Origin of the sequence: Ilumatobacter fluminis (assembly GCF_004364865.1) — a bacterium.
GTDB classification, from domain to species: domain Bacteria; phylum Actinomycetota; class Acidimicrobiia; order Acidimicrobiales; family Ilumatobacteraceae; genus Ilumatobacter; species Ilumatobacter fluminis.
The window spans coordinates 2,310,081-2,328,265 of the sequence record NZ_SOAU01000001.1; the positions used below are offsets into that span (position 1 = coordinate 2,310,081).

An 18,185-nucleotide genomic window follows, 5' to 3' on the forward strand; every position below is an offset into this window, starting at 1 on the left:
CACCTGGCGCTGCGGCAGATAGCCTCGCTCGCCGTGACTCGCGTGCTCTCCTGTATCCAACCGACCGGCGTCGTCCACCTGGGCAACTACCTGGGGGCGCTGCGCAACTGGGTACGCGACCAGCACGACAAGGACGTGTTCCACGGCATCGTCGACCTCCACGCCCTGACGATCGCCGAGGAGCCCGGCGTCGTCGGAGACGCGACCCTCGAACTGGCGGCGATCCTGTTCGCCATCGGCCTCGATCCCGACGCCGCGACCGTGTTCGTCCAGAGCCACGTCCCGGAGCACTCCCAGCTCGCGTGGGTGATGGAGTGCACCGTGTCGTTCGGCGAGCTCTCGCGCATGACGCAGTTCAAGGACAAGTCGACCAAGCGCGAAGGCAAGTTCATCTCGGCCGGGCTGTTCACGTATCCCGCGCTCCAGGCTGCCGACATCCTGCTCTACGACACGAACGAGGTGCCCGTCGGCGACGACCAGCGCCAACACATCGAGATCACCCGCGACATCGCCATGCGCTTCAACCATCGCTTCGGTGACACGTTCGTGATCCCCGACGCCGTGGTGCCCGCCGCCGGCGCTCGGGTGATGGACCTGCAGGACCCGACGTCGAAGATGTCGAAGTCGGCCAGCACCGATGCCGGCTGCGTCATGATGCTCGACGACCCGAAGTCGATCATGAAGAAGTTCAAGCGCGCCGTCACCGACTCCGACAGCGAGGTCCGCTACGACGTGGCCGAGAAGCCCGGAGTCTCGAGCCTGCTCGACATCCTGGCCGCGGCGACCGGCCGCACGCCGCAGCAGGCTGCCGAGGGCTACACCCAGTACGGCCCGCTCAAGGTCGACACCGGCGAGGCGGTCGTCGCACTGCTCGAGCCGATCCAGGAACGCTACCGCGAGCTGATCGCCGACAAGGGCGAACTCGCCCGACTCCTTTCGATCGGCTCCGAGAAGGCCCGGACGGTGTCGTCGGCCACGCTGAACCGCGTGTACGACAACATCGGTCTCGTGCGGCCGTAAGCCACGACCCGTGACCGAGACGAGCGACGCGGACGAGTCGCGTAAGGCGCTCAACCGCCGCATCGTCTCGCTCGCCATCCCGGCGCTCGGGTCGCTCGCGGTCGAACCGGTCTACGTCCTCGTCGACACCGCCATCGTCGGCCGCCTCGGGACCGAACAGCTCGCCGGCCTGGCCATCGCCGCAACGGTCCTGTCGTTCGTGTTCGCCGGGGCCAACTTCCTGACGTACGGCACCACCGAACGGGTCGCACGGCGGCTCGGCGCCGGTGACACCACGGGCGCCGGCAACGTCGGCGTGCAGGCGCTCTGGTTGGGCGTGCTGTGCGGTGTCCCGCTCGCCGTCGTGCTCGCCGTGTTCGCCGAACCGGTCGCCCGCCTCCTCGGCGCCGGCGACGACGTGCTCGAGCACGCCACCACGTACCTCTCGTGGAGCGCGATCGGGGTGCCGTTCTTCCTCGTCACCCTGGCGGCGCAAGGCGTCTTTCGCGGCGAGTCCGACTACATCACGCCGCTCTGGATCCTGCTCGGAGCGAACGTCGCGAACCTCGTGATCGAGCTGGTGCTCGTGTTCGGACTCGACATGGGCGTCGCCGGATCGGCCCTGTCGACCGTGATCGCCCAGGTGAGCGCCGCGCTGGTGTTCCTCTGGATCCTGCGCCCGCGGATGAGGGCGGCGGCGGTGCGCCGCCCCAGCCGGAGCGGCATGGCGCCGCTGATGTCGGCCGGCAAGCACCTCCTGCTGCGCGTCGGTTCGATGCTGGCGGTATTCGCGGGAGCGACGACGATCGCTGCGCGGATCGACGACGAGACCCTCGCCGCGCACCAGATCGTGAACAGCATGTTCATCTTCCTGGCGCTCGTCCTCGATGCGTTCGCGGTGCCGGCCCACACCCTCGTCGCCGAGGAAGAGGGACGTGGCGACCTGGCCGGAGCTCGTTTCGTGGCCCGACGCTCGGTGACGCTGTCGATGATCGTCGGGGTCGGCCTCGGCGTCCTGATCGCCGCACTGTCGCCGCTGATCCCTCGAGTGTTCAGCGACGATGCCGACGTGACGAGCACGGCGACCGTCGGCCTGCTGTGGCTGGCGGTGATGATGATCCCGGGCGCCGTTGCGTTCGCCCACGACGGGATCCTCATCGGAGCCGGCGACTACCGGTTCCTCGGCCTCGCAGCACTCGGCTACCTGGTCGCGGTCACGCCCATCGCCGTGTTCACCCTGCTGACACCGTCACTCGGGATCAGCGGCATCTGGGGCGGCCTCCTGGTCTGGATGATCCTGCGAGCCGTCGTCAACGACCGCCGCACCCGACACGTCCTCGCCTCCCCCGCCTGAGTCAGGCGTGGTCGCAGGCGTGGAGGGTCTCGAAGGCCGGGCCACGTTCGGCGATCAGGTCGACGGTGGCGGCGTCGCTGCCGGCGGCCTCGGCGAGTTCTGAGCCGATCCGCTCGTGGTCCTGGTAGCAACGGAACCGCTCGGTGCGGCCGCCGACGATCGACGCCGCCACGCGACCCCACGTGCCGAGTCCGCACTGGATCTTGCCGACATCGTGCAGCAACGCCCCGGCGATCTCGGCGCGTGTCGCCTCCGGCCGGGCGGCGACGAACCGGCGCGCCACGGTGGCCGAGTGTCGGCGATCCTGGTTCGACATGCGGTGCCAGAGCTGCTGCTCGCCCGGGAGCAGCTGGGTCAGCGCCCACGCCTCCTCATCCGGCTCGGGCGGTTTCGACGACAACGACCCGAAGAACCGCATCGCCAGGTGGTGCGGGTGGGTGAGGAGATGGATTGGCTTGCTCATGCCGAGCTCCGAGCCGTCGCCCGAGGGTGGGCCGACCGGTACACGTCCCACAAGCGCTCCTGGCTGACCCGGGTGTACACCTGGGTCGTGGAGATCGAGGCGTGTCCGAGCATCTCCTGCACGATACGCAGATCGGCGCCGTGGTCGAGCAGGTGCGTCGCACACGAGTGCCGCAACACGTGGGGCGACAGTTCGGCGGTGATCCCGGCCCGCTGGCCGTACTTCTTGATGATCAGCCACACGCCCTGTCGGCTCAGTCGCCCGCCGCGTTGGTTGAGGAAGACGGCCTCGGCGTCTCCGCGCCGCTTCCACTGCGCCGGCACCAGCGCGGCGCGGCCGGAGGGCGAGAACCAGTCGTCGAGCGCTCGTCCCGCAGCACGGCCGAACGGGACGAGCCGTTCCTTGCTGCCCTTGCCGTAGAGGCGAACCATTCGATGATCGAAGTCGACGTCTCCGACCGACAAGCCGACCATCTCCGCGACTCGTGCACCGGTCGCGTACATCAGCTCGAGCAACGCACGATCACGCCGTGCCAACGGGTCGTTCCCGAGCACGGCGTCGAGCAGGCTCGTCACCTCGGCCTCGGTGAGTGGTTTCGGGATACCCGACGGCGTCCGCACCCCGTCGAGGCGGCCGGTCGGGTCGTCGGGACGGTACCGCTCGGTCACCATGAAGCGATGGAACGATCGGATGGCGGCCAACCGGCGAGCGGTCGTCGACGCCGCCGCTCCGGAGTCGCGCTGGGCAGCGACCCAGTCGACGAGGTCGTCGTGCGCGACGGCGTTCACGTCGGTGCCCCGATCGCGTAGCCATGCCTCGTACTGGGTCAGGTCCCGCCGGTACGCGGCGACGGTGTTCCGGGCGCGTCCACGTTCGGCCGACAGCCACACGAGGAACTCCTCGGCCTCGAGCGACAGGTCGAGCGGCGCGTCGTCGAGGGGCACGTCAGCCCTGTGCGGTGAGACGGCGGTGCGCCGTCAGCAGGCCGCACACGCTCTTGGCGTCGGCGATCTCGCCCCGGTCGATCATCGCGAGCGCGTCGTCGAGTGGCACGTGGAGCAGCTCCATCGACTCCTCTTCGGGCCCGTGGCGGTCGTGGGCGACCGGTTCGCAGCCGGTCGCCATGTAGATCGCACACACCGAGTCGGTCATGCCCGGCGAGGGATACATGTCGATCAGGTGGACCATCTCGGTGGCGCGCAGGCCGGCTTCCTCGATGAGTTCGCGGCGTCCGGTCTCCTCGGCGGGCTCGCCCTCGACGTCGCGCATCCCGGCGGGGATCTCGATGATCGCCCGCTCGTACGGCGGGCGGTACTGACGCACGAGCACCACCGACGGCTGACCTTCCGGGTCGAAGATGATCGGCACGACCCCGACCGCGCCCGGGGACCGGACGATGTCGCGTTCGAACGTCGAGCCGTCGGGTGCCTCGAACTCGGCGACGACGACGTGCCAGACGTACCCCTGGTGGACTGGCCGGTCGCCGACGTGCCGAAAGCCGTGGTCGCTCATGGGTTCATGGTGGCAGACGCCGTTACGGCGTCGCTGTCAATCGACGGTCACTCGGCGGTCGTGTCGGCGGTCGACGACGGTTCGCTGACCTCGTCGAGCATGCGGCGCAGCCCGGGCGGCGTGGCGTCGCGCCGAGCGAGCGCCGCCGAGATCAGCCCGCTGAAGAGCGGGTGGGCCCGGTCGGGACGGCTCTTGAACTCGGGGTGACCCTGGGTCGCGACCCAGAAGGGGTGATCGGACAGCTCGACGAACTCGACGAGTCGGCGATCGGGCGACAAGCCACTGCAGCGCAGGCCCGACCGCTCGAACCGCGGCTTCCAGTTGGCGTTGAGCTCCCACCGGTGACGGTGGCGTTCGCTGACGACGGGTTCGCCGTAGAGGGCGTGGACCTTGCTGTCGGGTTCGAGGATCGCGTAGAAGGCGCCGAGGCGCTGGGTGCCGCCCTTGTCGCTGACGTCGCGCTGGTCGTGCATCAGGTCGATCACGGCGTACTGGGTGGTCGGGTCCATCTCGGTCGAGTTGGCGTCGACCAGGCCCATCACGTTGCGGGCGAAATCGATCGTCATCGCCTGCAAGCCGAGGCAGATGCCGAGGCACGGGATGTCGTGTTCACGGGCGAAGCCGGCCGCCGCGATCTTGCCCTCGAAGCCGCGCGAGCCGAACCCACCGGGGATGATGATGCCGTCGAGGTCGGCGAGCCGACCGGAGGCGAGCAGGCCCTCGACGTCTTCGGCCTGGATCCAGTCGATCTCGACCTTGGCCTCGTGATGGAAGCCGGCGTGCTTGAGCGCCTCGACGACCGACAGGTACGCGTCGGGCAGCTCGATGTACTTGCCGATCAGGCCGATCTTGACGGGTGCGGTCGATTCCTCGACGCGGGTGACGAGGCGCTGCCACGACGACAGATCGATGTCGCTCGTCTCCATCCGGAGCACTTCGAGCGCCACCGTGTCGAGACCCTCGTCGTGCAGGATCAGGGGCAGCTCGTAGATGTTGCGGGCGTCGGCGGCGTTGATCACCGCGTTGTCGGGGACGTCGCAGAGGTTCGAGATCTTGTCCTTGAGCCCGACCTCGACCGGCGCTTCGCTGCGGCACACGATGATGTCGGGCTGGATGCCGCGGCTGCGCAGCTCGGTCACCGAGTGCTGCGTCGGCTTCGTCTTCTGTTCGGCGGACGGGCCGATGAACGGCACCAGCGTCACGTGGATGTAGCAGACGTTGTCGCGCCCGGCGTCCTTGCGGTACTGGCGGATCGCCTCCAGGAACGGGAGGATCTCGATGTCGCCGACGGTGCCGCCGACCTCGGTGATGACGACGTCGGTGTCGTCGGTCGCCACCTGGTGGATGCGCCGCTTGATCTCGTCGGTGATGTGCGGGATCACCTGGACCGTCTTGCCGAGGTAGTCGCCACGCCGCTCGGCGGCCAGGACCGACTGGTAGATCGAGCCGGTCGTCGCGTTCGACGCCCGGGTGAGGTTCTCGTCGATGAAGCGCTCGTAGTGGCCGAGGTCGAGATCGGTCTCGCCGCCGTCGTCGGTGACGAACACCTCACCGTGCTCGTACGGGTTCATCGTGCCGGGGTCGACGTTGATGTACGGGTCGAGCTTCTGCATCACGACCTTCAACCCACGCGCCTTCAACAGGCGGCCGAGGGAGCTCGCGGTCAGACCCTTGCCGAGTGAGCTGGCAACCCCTCCGGTCACGAAAATGTGCTTCGGCATGTGGGGAAACCTCCGTCAGACTGGCTCGCATCGAACGATCGCACGACGGGAGATCACCATATCTCGCCGAACGGCACCGAGGCGCGGATCAGCGTCGGGTTCGCGTTGATTTTCCGTCACGGCCGGCCGCGACCTCGCCGATCAGCTCCCCCGCCGCCTGGCGCGCCGCATCGGTCACCTCGCCGCTGAGCATGCGGGCGATCTCGTCGACACGGGCAGCGTCGGTGATCGGGGTGACGTCGGTGTACGTCGACTCGTCGCGGACCGACTTGCGCACCACGAACTGGTGGGCGGCTCGCCCTGCGACCTGCGCGAGGTGGGTCACGACGAGGACCTGGTGCCGTTGCGACAGGTCGGCCAGCGCCCGCCCCACGGCGTTCGCAGCGCTGCCGCCGATGCCGGCATCGACCTCGTCGAACACGAGCGTGCCGACCGAGTCGTCGTCGCCTGCACCGGTGAGCACGAGTCGGAGGGCCAGCATCGTTCGGGCCAGCTCACCGCCCGACGCGACACGTTGCAGCGGGAGCAACGGTGAGCCCGGGTTCGCCGAGAACAGGAACCGCACACCGTCTCCGGCCAGGTCGGCGTCGTCGTCGCTGTCGTCGCCGACCTCGACCGCCACGGCGGCGTCGGGTAGCGCGAGCGAGCGAAGACGTTCCTCGACCGCCGTCGCCAACCCCGGCGCTGCGGCTCGGCGGGCGGCACGGACGGCTCGGGCGGCCTCGTCGGCGTCGGTTCGGGCCAACGCGAGCAAGCCGTCGAGTTCGGCCGCACGGCGGTCGTAGTCGAGCAGCTCGCGCAGCCGGTCGTCGGCCTCGGCGTGGAACGCCATGACGTCGGCGAGCGACTCGCCGTACTTGCGACGGAGATCGACGAGGAGCTGCCGTCGCTCTCGGATCTCGGCGAGGCGTTCGGGATCTTCGTCGATGCCCTCGGTGAGCCCGCGGAGTTCGGCAGCGACGTCGTCGAGTTCGGCCATGGCGGCGTCGAGCCGCGTGGCGATCGCTGCGAACGGTGCCCGGTCGTCGAGGAGGCGGCGGGCCGCCGACAGGAGGGCGTCGACGCCGCCCTCGTCGCCGCGGAGCGCCTCGATCGCTCCGGCGCCGGCCGCCCGGTGCCCCTGTGCGTCGGCGAGGGTTGATTCCTCGGCTGCGAGCGTGTCGTCCTCGTCGGGGTCGACGATCGCCGCCTGGTCGAGCTCGTCGACCTGGTAGCGGAGCAGATCGATTTCGCGGGCCCGAGCGCGTTCGTCGCCGCCGAGGGTCGCCAGTTCGGCCTCGAGTTCGGTGACCCGGGCGCGTGCGGCGCGGAGTGGGCCGAGATCGACACCGCCGTACCGATCGAGCGCCGCACGTTGGTGTGCGATCGACATGAGGCTCTGGTGGGCGTGCTGGCCGTGCAGGTCGACCAGGTTGCGGGCCCGATCGGCGAGCGACGCCGCCGTGGCCGGGCGCCCGTCGACGTAGGCCCGTGACCGGCCGTCGGCCGGGACGACCCGCGTGAGCACGACCTCGCCGGCGTCGTCGCCGAGGTCGAACCGGCCGTCGACTCGTGCCTCGGCGGCACCGTGGCGCACGATCGACGCGTCGGCACGGCCACCGACGAGCAGGTCGATCGCCTCCACGAGCATGGTCTTGCCGGCACCGGTCTCGCCGGTGAGCGCGGACATGCCGGGACCGAACCGGAGCTCGGCCCGCTCGATCACGCCGAGATTCTCGATGTGCAGTTCGACGAGCACACCACCGTTCTACCCGATGGGTGTCACGATCGAACGGATGTTCCCGCAGAAATCCGGGATATGGTCGGCCTCGACCGGCCCGTCAGCGGTCGTGTTCAGCGGCGTCGTCAGCAGACGTGCTCAGCGGTCGTGAAGGCCGAACTTCGCCTTCAACACCTGGTGGTAGTGGTGTTCACCGAACCGCACGAAGCAGGCGGTCGCCGTCGACGGACGGCAGGTGACCCTCGCTCCGCCCGACAGCGAACACGTCGCGCGACCGTCGATCGCCACCGAGGCCGAGTGTCCGTCGATCACCTCGATGTCGACGGTCTCGGAGGGGTCGAGCACGAGACTCCGGTCGAAGAGCATGTGCGGCGCCACCGGTGTGACGAGGATCGCCCGATGCTTCGGCGACACCACCGGGCCACGCGCCGACAGCGAGTACGCCGTCGATCCGGTCGGCGTGCTGACGATCAATCCGTCGGTCGCGTAGGACGTGAACGGCTCGCCGTCGATCCGGACGAGCAGGTGGACCGTGCGGCCGGAGTCCTGTTTCTCGACGACGCCCTCGTTGAGCGCTCGCCAGGTGCCGACCGATCGTCCGTCGGGGTCGATCGCCTCGACCTCGAGCATCATCCGCTCGTCGAGCGTCCAGCCGCCCGCGTCGGCGCCGAGCGCGAATCGATCGAGCGCGTCCCGGACCCCGTCAACTTCGACCTCGGTGAGGTAGCCGAGCCGGCCGAGGTTCACCCCGAGCAGCGGCACGGAGGCGCCGTCGAGGAGGTGCACGCTGTGGAGCATCGTGCCGTCACCACCGAGGCTCAGCACCAGGTCGGCCTCGGCCGCAGGGCGGTCGCTCGTGACCGACGCGAGATCGTCGGTGGACGCATCGCCTGCCGGGACCCATCCTTCGTCGCCCCGCGCCCGGAGCCACTCGATCGTGTCGATCGCCAGCTCGTGGGCGTCGTCTCGGGCCTGGTGGGGAACCACGACGACCCGGATCATGGTGTCGGCTCCGGAGCGAGTGCGTGGACGAGGAACTCGCGGTTGCCGTCGGCACCGGTGATCGGCGAATCGGTCCACGCGGCGATCCGGCACCCGTGGTCGGCGAACGCAGTCGTGACCTCGTCACGGACCCGCTGGTGCACCTCGGGGTCGGTGATGACGCCACGGCCGCGGCTCACCTCGGCCTTGCCGGCCTCGAACTGTGGTTTCACGAGCAGCACCATCGAGGCCCCAGGCTGGCACACCGAGGCCAGCGGGCCGATGACGAGCCGGAGCGAGATGAACGACAGGTCGCCCACGACGAGATCGACCGGGCCGCCGATCGTGTCGAGATCGAGATACCGGACGTTGGTGCGTTCGAGGTTCGTGACCCGCTCATCGGCGCGGAGCTTCTCGTGGAGCTGTCCGTGTCCGACGTCGACGGCCACGACGTGACGGGCGCCACGCTGGAGCAGGACGTCGGTGAATCCGCCGGTCGACGCCCCGGCGTCGAGTGCTCGCACGCCGTCGACATCGAGGTCGAACGCGTCGAGCGCATGATCGAGCTTGAGCGCACCGCGCCCGACGAACCGGGCCGGTGGCCCGTCGACGTGGAGCTGATCGGCCGGAGCGACCTGTCGTGTCGCCTTCTCGGCCACGGCACCGTTGACGAGGACGCGCTTGGCGTCGATGAGTTCCTGGGCTGCCGCCCGGCTCGGCGCGAGTTCGCGGCGCACGAGTTCGGCGTCGAGACGCCGTCGCGGCGCCATCGGGTCAGCGCTTGCGCGTGTCGACCTTGCGGACGCCCGAGGAACCGACGGCAGCGCTCTTCTTCGCCGCCGCCTTCTTCTTGGCGGGCGCCTTCTTGGCGGGCGCCTTCTTGGCGGCGGCCTTCTTCTTGGCAGGCGCCTTCTTCTTGGCGGCAGCCTTCTTCTTCGCAGGCGCCTTCTTCTTGGCGGCAGCCTTCTTCTTCGCCGGCGCCTTCTTCTTGGCGGCAGCCTTCTTCTTCGCCGGCGCCTTCTTCTTGGCGGCGGCCTTCTTCTTCGCCGGGGCCTTCTTGGCGGGCTCCTGGCCGAGCGCCGAACGCACCTGATCGGCGAGGTGCTCGACCTCGCTCTCGAGCTCGTCGAACCGCTTGCCCCAGGCCTCGGTCTGCTTGCTGATCTCGGCCTGGACCTGCTCGGCGACCGCCTCGGCAGTTTCACGGCCTCGATCGACGAGCGTCTGCACGAGTTTCTCGGCGTCCTGCCGGCGCACCTCGCCCGACTTCACGAGGCTCTGGACGAACTCCTCCACCTGCTTCCGCGAGGTGTCGGTGAACTGCACACCCGCGTCGATGAACTTCTGGACCTGGGATTTCGGCATGTTCCCATGCTATCCACGCCCGAACGACGGCCCCGACGACGTGCGGTCAGTGGTCGAGCAGGCGCCGCGCCACGGCCGCGAGGTCTGCCTCGTCGAGCGCGATCGGCACCTCGGCGTCGGGCAGTGCCCCGACGGCGGTCACGCCCGATCGGACCAGTGCGAACGGGCACCCGATCGCACCGGCGAATGCGCCGTCGGTACTCCCCCGGTCGCCGACGACGAGCGCCCGCTCGGGCCGGAAATCGGGCCCGCACCGCTCGGCGACCAGTGCCGCCATCGGCGAGTGCGGCTTGCCGGCGATCGTCGGGGCGGTCTCGGTCACCGCGCTGACCGCAGCGACGAGCGCACCGGCGCCGGGTGTCGGGCCGTCCGGGGTCGGGAAGCTGACGTCGTCGTTCGTCGCCACGAAGCGTGCGCCACCGCGAATGGCTGCGTTCGCTGCCTGGAGCCCGTCGAAGTCGAAGTGCCGGTGCAGGCCGACGATCACGACGTCGAACCTGCCGCTCGGTCGATCCCCGACGTTGACCGGGTCGGCGCCCGACGCGGCCACGGCCTCCATCACCCCGTCGCCTCCGCACACGAGGACGCGCTGTCCGGACGACACGAGCGACGAAGCGGCTTGCGCACTCGTCACCACATCGCCCTCCGCCGGAATCCCGATCGCCGCCAGCGCGTCCTCCTGGTCGGCGATCGGCGACATCGAGTTGTTGGTGACGAACAGCACCCGTCTCCCAGCGGCGCGTAGGCGCTCGACGGCCTCGGCCGAACCGGGGATCGCCCGACGCGCCAGCCACACCACACCGTCCAGATCACACAGCACGAATCGCACGTCGTCCACGATGATCCTTTGTACCAGGGGGCGGGAGCTGCCACGCTGTGCGGGTGGCACGCTTCCTTCCGTTCCCGGCCATCCACTACGCGCCGAACGTCGTCCTCGACGACGTGATCGCGCCGCCGTACGACGTGTTGTCCGACGCCGACGTCGACGAGCTCGCCGCCCGCAGCCCCCACAACATCGTGCACGTCGACGTGCCGCGTGAGCGCGATGGCGACGGCCGCTACGACGCGGCCGGTGACGTGTTGCGCCGATGGCTGGCCGAGGGCGTGCTGGTGCGTGACGACGAGCCGAGCTTCGTGGTGTACCGGATGACCTTCCGTGACGCGGCCGGACGGGATCGTTCGATCGTGGGCGTGCTCGGTGGCGTCGAGGTGGAGCCCTACGGCGAGGGCGGTGTGCTGCCGCACGAGCGGATCACGCCGAAGGCGTCGACCGACCGGCTCGATCTCACCAGGGCCACCGAGGCGAACATGTCGCCGGTGTGGGGCCTGTCGCTCGCCGACGGTCTGACCGACCTGCTCACCGAGCCGGGCGAGCTGCTCGGCGAACTCCACGTCGACGGCGTCACCCATCGGATCGAGCGGGTGACCGACGCCGACCGGGTCGCCGCGATCAGTGCATCGGTCGGGTCCGACGACGTCCTGATCGCCGACGGCCACCACCGGTACGGCGTCGCGCAGCGCTACCGGGACGAGGTGCGTGAGGCGACCGGCCGCACCGACACGCCCGCCGAGGAAACGCTGATCTTCATCAGCGAGCTGATCGAGGAACAACTCAGCGTCGAGGCGATCCATCGCGTGTACCGCGGCATCGGACGTGACGAACTGGTCGCCGCGCTCGAGGTCGGGTTCGAGGTCACACCCGCCGGGCCGGTGACCCCGGCAACGCTGGCCGAGATGGACGAACGAGGTTGCCTGTGCCTGCTCGACCGCGACGGCTGGGGACACTGGCTGACCCCGAAGCCGGGCGCGTTCGACGACGTGCGGGCGCTCGACGGTGTGTGGCTCGAGCACTTGCTCGACGACACCGGCGCGGACGTGACCTACCAGCACGGCGTCGACGAGTTGCACACCCTGCTCGCCGGCGACACGACGGTCACCGCTGCGGTGCTGATCCGGCCCGTCAGCGTCGCCGAGATCGAGCGCACCGCCCGCGAGGGCGTCGTGATGCCGCCGAAGTCGACCTTCTTCACTCCCAAACTCCGCACCGGCCTGGTCGTCCGCCCCCTCACCTGAGCCCTTGGCCACCCGACCGGTGAGGTCGCGCTAGCCGGCGAGTTCGGCGGCGGCTCGCTGCAGGGCTCGGTCGACGGTGCGCTTGTTCGAGGCTCGGACCAGCTTGGTCGCCACCAGCTCGGTCCGGCTCTGGGTGACGCCGCCGGCTCGGAAGAACCGCCGAACGATGCGCCCGACGGCGACGACCTGATCGCCCGCACGCACCGTCACCGGTGCGTCGACGACCACGATCGGCACCGAGTGGGTGTCGTCGTCGAGCCTCGTGGTGACCTCGACGTTGGTCACGATCGAGCCCGACGGCAGCTCGCGCTGCTTCGGCTCGCTGGTCACGGTGCCGCACACGGCGGCCACGTTGAGATCGTTCATGTTGCCCTCTCCTCGGGTTCGAAGTGAGGGGGAAGCCGGTGTGTGACACCCTACGGCGAGGGTGTCACATCGTGGTCCGGCCCGCCGTCAGGCGAGGGTGCCGACGTTGTTCAGCTCGGCGAACGCCTGCTTGAGGCGCTCGACAAAGGCTTCCTCGCCCGCACGCAGCCAGACCCGCGGGTCGTACTGCTTCTTGTTGGGCTTGTCGTCGCCCTCGGGGTTGCCGATCTGGCCCTGCAGGTAATCGTGCTTGTCGGCTTCGTAGCCGCGCACGCCGTCCCAGAACGCCCACTGCAGGTCGGTGTCGATGTTCATCTTCACCACGCCGTAGCTGATCGCCTCGGCGATCTCGGCGGGCGAGGAGCCCGATCCGCCGTGGAAGACGAAGTCGACCGGCATCGGGCCGGTGTCGAACTTCTGCTGGATGTACTCCTGGCTGTCGCGCAGGATCGTCGGCGTGAGCTTGACGTTGCCCGGCTTGTACACCCCGTGGACGTTGCCGAACGCCGCCGCCACCGTGAACTTGTCGCTGACCTTCATCAGCTCCTCGTACACGTAGGCGACCTCTTCGGGCTTGGTGTACAGGTCGCTCTCGTCGGCGTCGGAGTTGTCGACGCCGTCTTCCTCGCCGCCGGTGATGCCGAGTTCGATCTCGAGCGTCATGTCCATCGCCGACATGCGCTCGAGGTAGCGCTTGGAGATCTCGACGTTCTCCTCGAGGGGTTCCTCCGACAGATCGAGCATGTGCGAGGAGAACAGCGGCTTGCCGGTCGCCTTGTAGTGCTCCTCACCGGCGTCGAGCAGGCCGTCGACCCACGGCAGCAGCTTCTTGGCGCAGTGGTCGGTGTGCAGGATGACCCGAGCGCCGTAGTGCTCGGCGAGCCGGTTGACGTGGTCGGCGCCGGCGAGCGAGCCGAGCACCGAGGCGCGGTGCGACTCGACCGGGATGCCCTTGCCGGCGACGAACGCGCCGCCCGAGTTCGAGAACTGGATGATGACCGGCGAGTTGAGCTCGGCGGCGGCCTGCATGACGCCGTTCATCGAGTTGCTGCCGATGCAGTTGGCTGCGGGCAGCGCGAAGCCCTTCGCCTTGGCAAGGGCGAAGACCTCTTGCACCTCGGATCCGGTGATGACACCGGGGGCGAAATCGTTGCGTGGCTCGCTCATGATCACTTCCTCGTGGATCGTGGAAATGGCCGGTCGATCCGGCCGGGGGTTCGTGTTCGATCGTAGCCAGATCGGTACCGTTGCTGCCGATGACCAGTGATCCGAGCAGCGACCTGCCCGTCGACCAGCCGGGATCGCTCCCGGCGCGTGACGACTACTACATGGCCCTCGCCTTCACCGCTGCCCGTCGGGCCAACTGTCGGGGCCGGCGGGTCGGCGCCGTCCTGGTGAAGGAAGATCGCGTGATCGCGACCGGGTACAACGGGACGCCGGAAGGGCTGCCCAACTGTCTCGACGGCGGATGCGTGCGTTGTGCCGACCGCGACCAGTTCGAGCCGGGCACGCACTACGACCTGTGCATCTGTGTCCACGCGGAGGCGAATGCGCTCCTGACGGCCGGACGGTACGGGGCGTCGACCGACGCGACTACGGTGTACACGACCGACCAGCCGTGCTTCGCGTGCAGCAAGCAGCTGATCCAGGCCGGCGTGGAGAAGGTGTACTACGCCCGCACGTGGCGCCCCGATCCTCGAGTCGTCGACGACTACCGCAAGCTGCAGGCCCGCCTCGGCGCCGAGCACGTCCCCACCGAGTACGAGATCGTCGACGTCGCCGGCTGATCAGGCGGTTCGGCCGGCTGCCGATGCGCCGCGGACGACTTCGGCGACGGGTGGGCGTTCGTCCAGGTTGAGCGCCACCTCGACCCCGTCGGATCGCCGGAACGTGGTGGCGACCTGGTGGCCGGCGCCGACCCGACCGAGCACGGTCGCCATGACCTCGGCCGCCTGAACCGACAGCGAGGTGAGCGACTGATGACGGTGTCGGCGCACGCCCACGTCGACCTGAGCGATGGCGTCGGGTCCGCACGTGTTCGCGATGTCGATGAGGAGCGCCATCTCGACGCCCCAGCCGGTCACGAACGGGAGCGTCTCGACGACGGTGCGACGGACGGCGTACTCCCCCGCCAGCGGCTGCCGGAGGTCGGTGAGCGCCGGGAGGTACAGCGACATGAGGGGGCGGGCGACCAGCTCGGTGGTGCGGCCGCCGCCGCCTTCGTCGTCGGGGCGCTCGGATGCGGCCTTCACGAGGGCGATGTCGTCGTGGGCGACGAGCGGTTCGACCAGACCGGCGACCCATGACGGTTCGAAGGTCGTCAGATCGCCGTCGAGCCACACGACCAGGTCGCCGTGGCTCGCGAGCAGGCTCGCCCACAGCACGTTGCCCTTGCCGCGTCCGATGCCGTAGCTCTCGTGGACGTCTTCGATGTGCACCACGTCGGCGCCCGCTTCACGCGCGAGGCGCGCCGTGTCGTCGACACTCCGGTCGTCGATCACGACGAGTTCGTCGACCAGACCGTCGTCGCCCATCAGCGACGCGCGGATCGTCGTCACGAGGTCGCCGATCGTCTCGGCTTCGTTCTTGCAGGGGATGCAGACCGAGACGGTGAGCGGCGCGCCGCTCGGACCGGGGGCGGCGAGCTTGGCCCGCCTGATCGCCTCGACGGACGACGCCCGGAAGGTCTGAACGCCGTTCATCGGACCCATTCTGCCGGGTTGTGGTCGCAGTAGCGTCGGTGGGCATGTTCCTGTACGGCGTCGTCAACGCCAGCCCCGACTCGCTCAACGAAGACTCGATCGCCACCGACGCGGCCACAGCGGTCGGCCGGGCCCGTGCGCTGCTCGCCGACGGCGCCGACGGCATCGACCTGGGCGGTCAGGGCAGCACCGACAACGCGACCGTCGTGCCGTGGCAGGCGGAATGGGACCGTCTCGCCGAGATCGTGCCGGCGATCGCGTCGCTCGGGGTGCAGCTGAGCATCGACACGTGGCGTCCCGAGGTCGCCCGTCGAGCTCTCGATGCCGGCGCCACAGTGATCAACGCTGCCGACGGCATGCAGAGCGACGAGATGTGGGAGGTCGCGGCCGACTTCGACGTGCCCATCGTGGTGCCGTTCCTGTCGGGTCCGAACCCGCGCGAGATGGAGCACGTCCGTGCCGATCCCGTCGCCACGATGCTCGACTTCTTCGAGGCGCGACTGCGCGACGCCGACCGGTTCGGCGCACGCAGACGCTGCATTCTCGACCCCGGCACGGGCTTCGCACCGTCGGAGTGGCCGTGGGAGCAGCGCTTCATCTACCAGCGCGAGGTGTACACGCGGCTCGACGAGCTGCGCACGTTCGGGTTGCCGATCTACATCGCGATGCCGTGGAAGGAGACCGCTCAGCACGACGAGCTGCTCGACATCGTCGTGCGGCAGCAGCCGGAGTTCGGGCGCGTGCACTATCCCGCGAAGGTGCGCCGGTTCGAGGCGGCCGCCGCCGACCTCAGCGGCGGAGCTGGCCACGGGGAGTGACCTCGTCGGGCGGCAACGTGTCTCGCCACCCGTCCGGACAACGCTCTGGTGCGACCTCTTCGAGCGGCGTGAGCACGAACCGACGCTCGAAGATGCGCGGGTGCGGCACGAGGAGCTCGGGCGACGAGATCGTCACGTCGTCGTAGAACAGCACGTCGAGATCGAGCGTGCGAGGCCCCCAGTGCACGACGCGCTGGCGGGCGGCGTTGGCCTCGATTCGTTGACAGCGGCGGAGCAGTGCGAACGGATCGAGTGCCGTCTCGATCTTGACGACCATGTTCAGGTAGGCACCCTGCTCGGGGCCACCCACCGGGGCCGTCTCGAACACCTGCGACTGCGCCACGACCCGGTCGAGTGAGTCGACGGCCAGACGCAGGAATCCTTCGCGGTCGCCGAGGTTGGACCCGAGGGCGATGATCGCCTCGTGCGGCCGCAGCATCGGGATGTCGACATCGGAACGGCGTCGGTGCAGGGTGACCGCCGTGCTCTCGAGTGCCGTCGGCACCGGCGGGCGGAGTTTGGTCACGGTGACGTCGACCGCCTCGACGCGGTCGAACCGCAGTGTGTTGCGGGCGATCTCGTCGGCGAGTCGCTCGAGGAGCACGAACTTGTTGTCGGCCGCCATGGCGGCGATTTCGTCGGCGACGAGGCCGTAGTTGACGGTGTCGTCGAGCTCGTCGGAAATGCCGGCCTCGGTGAGGTCGACGTGGAGGTCGAGATCGACCCGAATCGGTTGCGCCTGCTCTTGTTCGTGGGGCAGTGCGCCGATGACGGTGAGCACGCGCAGGTCCCGGATGTGGATCAGATCCATCGGTGGCCTCTCTGGTGGGTTGTGCAGTTCAAGGATACGAGACCGTCGGATATTCCCGGGTATCGGCTCCCGTAGGCTCTCTACGGTGCGAACGACCGAAACGGATGCGAACGTCGATCTCGTGCTGGTCCGACACGGCCAGAGCGAGTGGAACGCCGTTCGTCGCTGGCAAGGCACGGCCGACCCGCCACTCACCGAACTCGGCCGCGACCAGGCGAAGGCGCAGGCCGAATGGCTCGCCGAACTCGGCGACGAATGGGCGGGCGTCTGGGCGAGTCCACTCGAACGCGCCGCGCACACCGCCGCAATCATCGCCGACCATCTCGGCCTGCCGGCACCGCTCCACGACGTCCGTCTCGAGGAGGCGTACGCCGGTGAGTGGGAGGGCATGACGCCGACCGAGATCGAACGCGAATGGCCCGGCTACCTGACCCGGAACGACCGACCGCCGTCGTTCGAACCCGATCCGGTGGTGCGCGAACGCGCCTGGTCGGCGCTCGTCGAGATCGCCGACGCCGCCGTCGGACGCGGCTCGGCGCTGGTGGTCACGCATTCGGGCCTGATGCGACGGGTCTCCGAACTCCACGGGTACGGCGAGGTCGCCGTTCCGAACCTCGGCGGCTACCGCCTCGCGACCGAGCTAGACGGCGACGGCTGGCGCGTGACCGATCTGAAGGTCTTCGAACCGCTGATCGCGTCACCGGCGCGGCCGCACCGCACCCACGTCGACTGAACGAGAGCTGCGTGGTGATCAGCCGGTCAGGTCGATCACGTCACCGGGGTCGCCGAGTCCGGCACCGTTCTGCTCGTTGAGGTTGTCGCTGATGTTGTCGATGCGGTCGCCGATCCAGTCGAACATGCTCTTCTGGGCGAACACCTGGAACGCGAACCAGGCCGCCGCGAACAACACGATCAGGATGCCGATCCGCCGGAACCACTTGGTCGCCTTGATCGTGTACTCGCTGATCAGCGGCTGGAAGCTGTTCGCAGCCGAACGCGCTTGGGCGCCGAACATCTGGGCGGCCCGTTCGGCCTCGGCACGGGCCGCCATGCGAACCTGTTCGACCACGGCCTGGGTGTCGACGTTCGGGTTGCCGAGACCGGGATCGTCGGGCACCCAGCGATGGCTGCCCGACGAATGGCCGCTCTTCACCTCGGCTTCGATCGTCTCGACGAAGTTCTCGATCGGACGCATGCGGTAGCGGTCGGACCAGTCGGTCCCCTCCCACCAGCGCAGGCGCGAGCCGCCCTCGGGGTCGGGGTACCACCCGGCCTGAGGTGCGTCTTCGATCCGCATCGG

The 18,185-nt window shown here is 69.2% G+C and carries 20 protein-coding genes; 6 read left to right on the plus strand and 14 right to left on the minus strand.

The window, feature by feature from the left end; genetic code table 11:
* Positions 1 to 33 precede the first annotated feature (33 nt).
* Both trpS and BDK89_RS10505 read left to right on the plus strand, forming a co-directional pair.
* A complete protein-coding gene (gene trpS / locus BDK89_RS22400) occupies positions 34 to 1,020 on the plus strand; it encodes a tryptophan--tRNA ligase (RefSeq protein ID WP_243839144.1) in 987 nt (328 codons plus the stop codon).
* A gap of 10 nt (positions 1,021 to 1,030) precedes the next feature.
* Positions 1,031 to 2,353, plus strand: coding sequence for an MATE family efflux transporter (locus tag BDK89_RS10505; protein WP_133868903.1), 1,323 nt, complete (start codon positions 1,031 to 1,033; stop codon positions 2,351 to 2,353).
* 1 nt (position 2,354) lies between these two features.
* Here the strand turns inward: BDK89_RS10505 and BDK89_RS10510 are convergent, their stop codons facing one another.
* The 9 genes from BDK89_RS10510 to BDK89_RS10550 form a co-directional block, all read right to left on the minus strand.
* Positions 2,355 to 2,816, minus strand: a complete 462-nt coding sequence (locus BDK89_RS10510; protein ID WP_133868904.1) for a hypothetical protein — start codon at positions 2,814 to 2,816, stop codon at positions 2,355 to 2,357.
* Positions 2,813 to 3,760: a site-specific tyrosine recombinase XerD gene (gene xerD, locus BDK89_RS10515; RefSeq protein WP_208294030.1), complete on the minus strand. Its 948-nt coding sequence runs from the start codon at positions 3,758 to 3,760 to the stop codon at positions 2,813 to 2,815. The genes BDK89_RS10510 and xerD overlap by 4 nt, the downstream gene beginning before the upstream one ends.
* A 1-nt stretch (position 3,761) precedes the next feature.
* Complete coding sequence (locus tag BDK89_RS10520; protein ID WP_133868905.1) at positions 3,762 to 4,328, minus strand: NUDIX hydrolase; 567 nt, start codon at positions 4,326 to 4,328, stop codon at positions 3,762 to 3,764.
* A gap of 47 nt (positions 4,329 to 4,375) precedes the next feature.
* On the minus strand, positions 4,376 to 6,049 hold the full coding sequence (locus BDK89_RS10525; protein ID WP_133868906.1) for a CTP synthase: 1,674 nt from the start codon (positions 6,047 to 6,049) through the stop codon (positions 4,376 to 4,378).
* Positions 6,050 to 6,137: 88 nt separating this feature from the next.
* Entirely contained in the window at positions 6,138 to 7,787 is a 1,650-nt protein-coding gene (recN, locus tag BDK89_RS10530) for a DNA repair protein RecN (protein WP_133868907.1), read from the minus strand.
* Between the two features lie 120 nt (positions 7,788 to 7,907).
* Complete coding sequence (locus tag BDK89_RS10535) at positions 7,908 to 8,771, minus strand: NAD(+)/NADH kinase (protein WP_133868908.1); 864 nt, start codon at positions 8,769 to 8,771, stop codon at positions 7,908 to 7,910.
* Positions 8,768 to 9,520: a TlyA family RNA methyltransferase gene (locus BDK89_RS10540; RefSeq protein ID WP_133868909.1), complete on the minus strand. Its 753-nt coding sequence runs from the start codon at positions 9,518 to 9,520 to the stop codon at positions 8,768 to 8,770. The genes BDK89_RS10535 and BDK89_RS10540 overlap by 4 nt, the downstream gene beginning before the upstream one ends.
* Before the next feature lie 4 nt (positions 9,521 to 9,524).
* On the minus strand, positions 9,525 to 10,115 hold the full coding sequence (locus BDK89_RS22135; RefSeq protein WP_208294031.1) for a hypothetical protein: 591 nt from the start codon (positions 10,113 to 10,115) through the stop codon (positions 9,525 to 9,527).
* Between the two features lie 46 nt (positions 10,116 to 10,161).
* Positions 10,162 to 10,953 carry an HAD-IIA family hydrolase gene (locus BDK89_RS10550; RefSeq protein ID WP_166657512.1) on the minus strand — a complete coding sequence of 264 codons (792 nt, stop codon included), beginning with the start codon at positions 10,951 to 10,953 and terminating at the stop codon, positions 10,162 to 10,164.
* Between the two features lie 44 nt (positions 10,954 to 10,997).
* Here BDK89_RS10550 and BDK89_RS10555 point away from each other — a divergent pair, with 44 nt between their 5' ends.
* Positions 10,998 to 12,188 (plus strand): DUF1015 family protein, encoded by a 1,191-nt coding sequence (locus BDK89_RS10555; protein ID WP_133868911.1) that lies wholly within the window; start codon positions 10,998 to 11,000, stop codon positions 12,186 to 12,188.
* A gap of 30 nt (positions 12,189 to 12,218) precedes the next feature.
* Here BDK89_RS10555 and BDK89_RS10560 read toward each other — a convergent pair whose 3' ends face one another.
* The gene (locus BDK89_RS10560) at positions 12,219 to 12,554 is read right to left on the minus strand and encodes a single-stranded DNA-binding protein (protein WP_133868912.1); all 336 of its coding nucleotides are present in this window, start codon (positions 12,552 to 12,554) and stop codon (positions 12,219 to 12,221) included.
* Between the two features lie 87 nt (positions 12,555 to 12,641).
* Positions 12,642 to 13,721, minus strand: a complete 1,080-nt coding sequence (fbaA, locus tag BDK89_RS10565; protein WP_133868913.1) for a class II fructose-bisphosphate aldolase — start codon at positions 13,719 to 13,721, stop codon at positions 12,642 to 12,644.
* Positions 13,722 to 13,810: 89 nt separating this feature from the next.
* On the opposite strand from fbaA, the gene BDK89_RS10570 reads away from it, so the two are divergent.
* The gene (locus tag BDK89_RS10570; RefSeq protein ID WP_133868914.1) at positions 13,811 to 14,341 is read left to right on the plus strand and encodes a deoxycytidylate deaminase; all 531 of its coding nucleotides are present in this window, start codon (positions 13,811 to 13,813) and stop codon (positions 14,339 to 14,341) included.
* On the opposite strand, the gene BDK89_RS10575 is transcribed toward BDK89_RS10570, so the two are convergent.
* Positions 14,342 to 15,256, minus strand: coding sequence for a glucosyl-3-phosphoglycerate synthase (locus tag BDK89_RS10575; RefSeq protein ID WP_166657513.1), 915 nt, complete (start codon positions 15,254 to 15,256; stop codon positions 14,342 to 14,344).
* A gap of 44 nt (positions 15,257 to 15,300) precedes the next feature.
* On the opposite strand from BDK89_RS10575, the gene BDK89_RS10580 reads away from it, so the two are divergent.
* Positions 15,301 to 16,074, plus strand: coding sequence for a dihydropteroate synthase (locus tag BDK89_RS10580; protein WP_133868916.1), 774 nt, complete (start codon positions 15,301 to 15,303; stop codon positions 16,072 to 16,074).
* Here BDK89_RS10580 and folK read toward each other — a convergent pair.
* Positions 16,046 to 16,885: a 2-amino-4-hydroxy-6-hydroxymethyldihydropteridine diphosphokinase gene (gene folK, locus BDK89_RS10585; RefSeq protein WP_133868917.1), complete on the minus strand. Its 840-nt coding sequence runs from the start codon at positions 16,883 to 16,885 to the stop codon at positions 16,046 to 16,048. The genes BDK89_RS10580 and folK overlap by 29 nt on opposite strands.
* An 85-nt stretch (positions 16,886 to 16,970) precedes the next feature.
* Here folK and BDK89_RS10590 point away from each other — a divergent pair, with 85 nt between their 5' ends.
* On the plus strand, positions 16,971 to 17,618 hold the full coding sequence (locus BDK89_RS10590) for a histidine phosphatase family protein (RefSeq protein ID WP_166657514.1): 648 nt from the start codon (positions 16,971 to 16,973) through the stop codon (positions 17,616 to 17,618).
* Positions 17,619 to 17,636: 18 nt separating this feature from the next.
* On the opposite strand, the gene BDK89_RS10595 is transcribed toward BDK89_RS10590, so the two are convergent.
* A complete protein-coding gene (locus tag BDK89_RS10595; protein WP_133868919.1) occupies positions 17,637 to 18,182 on the minus strand; it encodes a DUF2510 domain-containing protein in 546 nt (181 codons plus the stop codon).
* Positions 18,183 to 18,185: the final 3 nt, after the last annotated feature.

Excerpts from the sequence above, each read along its gene's own strand:
- BDK89_RS10510 (WP_133868904.1), bottom strand. The coding sequence starts at position 2,816 with ATGAGCAAGCCAATCCATCTCCTCACCCACCCGCACCACCTGGCGATG.
- BDK89_RS10520 (WP_133868905.1), bottom strand. The coding sequence starts at position 4,328 with ATGAGCGACCACGGCTTTCGGCACGTCGGCGACCGGCCAGTCCACCAG.
- BDK89_RS10525 (WP_133868906.1), bottom strand. The coding sequence starts at position 6,049 with ATGCCGAAGCACATTTTCGTGACCGGAGGGGTTGCCAGCTCACTCGGC.
- BDK89_RS10535 (WP_133868908.1), bottom strand. The coding sequence starts at position 8,771 with ATGATCCGGGTCGTCGTGGTTCCCCACCAGGCCCGAGACGACGCCCAC.
- BDK89_RS10540 (WP_133868909.1), bottom strand. The coding sequence starts at position 9,520 with ATGGCGCCGCGACGGCGTCTCGACGCCGAACTCGTGCGCCGCGAACTC.
- BDK89_RS22135 (WP_208294031.1), bottom strand. The coding sequence starts at position 10,115 with ATGCCGAAATCCCAGGTCCAGAAGTTCATCGACGCGGGTGTGCAGTTC.
- BDK89_RS10560 (WP_133868912.1), bottom strand. The coding sequence starts at position 12,554 with ATGAACGATCTCAACGTGGCCGCCGTGTGCGGCACCGTGACCAGCGAG.
- fbaA (WP_133868913.1), bottom strand. The coding sequence starts at position 13,721 with ATGAGCGAGCCACGCAACGATTTCGCCCCCGGTGTCATCACCGGATCC.
- BDK89_RS10570 (WP_133868914.1), top strand. The coding sequence starts at position 13,811 with ATGACCAGTGATCCGAGCAGCGACCTGCCCGTCGACCAGCCGGGATCG.
- BDK89_RS10575 (WP_166657513.1), bottom strand. The coding sequence starts at position 15,256 with ATGAACGGCGTTCAGACCTTCCGGGCGTCGTCCGTCGAGGCGATCAGG.
- BDK89_RS10580 (WP_133868916.1), top strand. The coding sequence starts at position 15,301 with ATGTTCCTGTACGGCGTCGTCAACGCCAGCCCCGACTCGCTCAACGAA.
- folK (WP_133868917.1), bottom strand. The coding sequence starts at position 16,885 with ATGGATCTGATCCACATCCGGGACCTGCGCGTGCTCACCGTCATCGGC.
- BDK89_RS10595 (WP_133868919.1), bottom strand. The coding sequence starts at position 18,182 with ATGCGGATCGAAGACGCACCTCAGGCCGGGTGGTACCCCGACCCCGAG.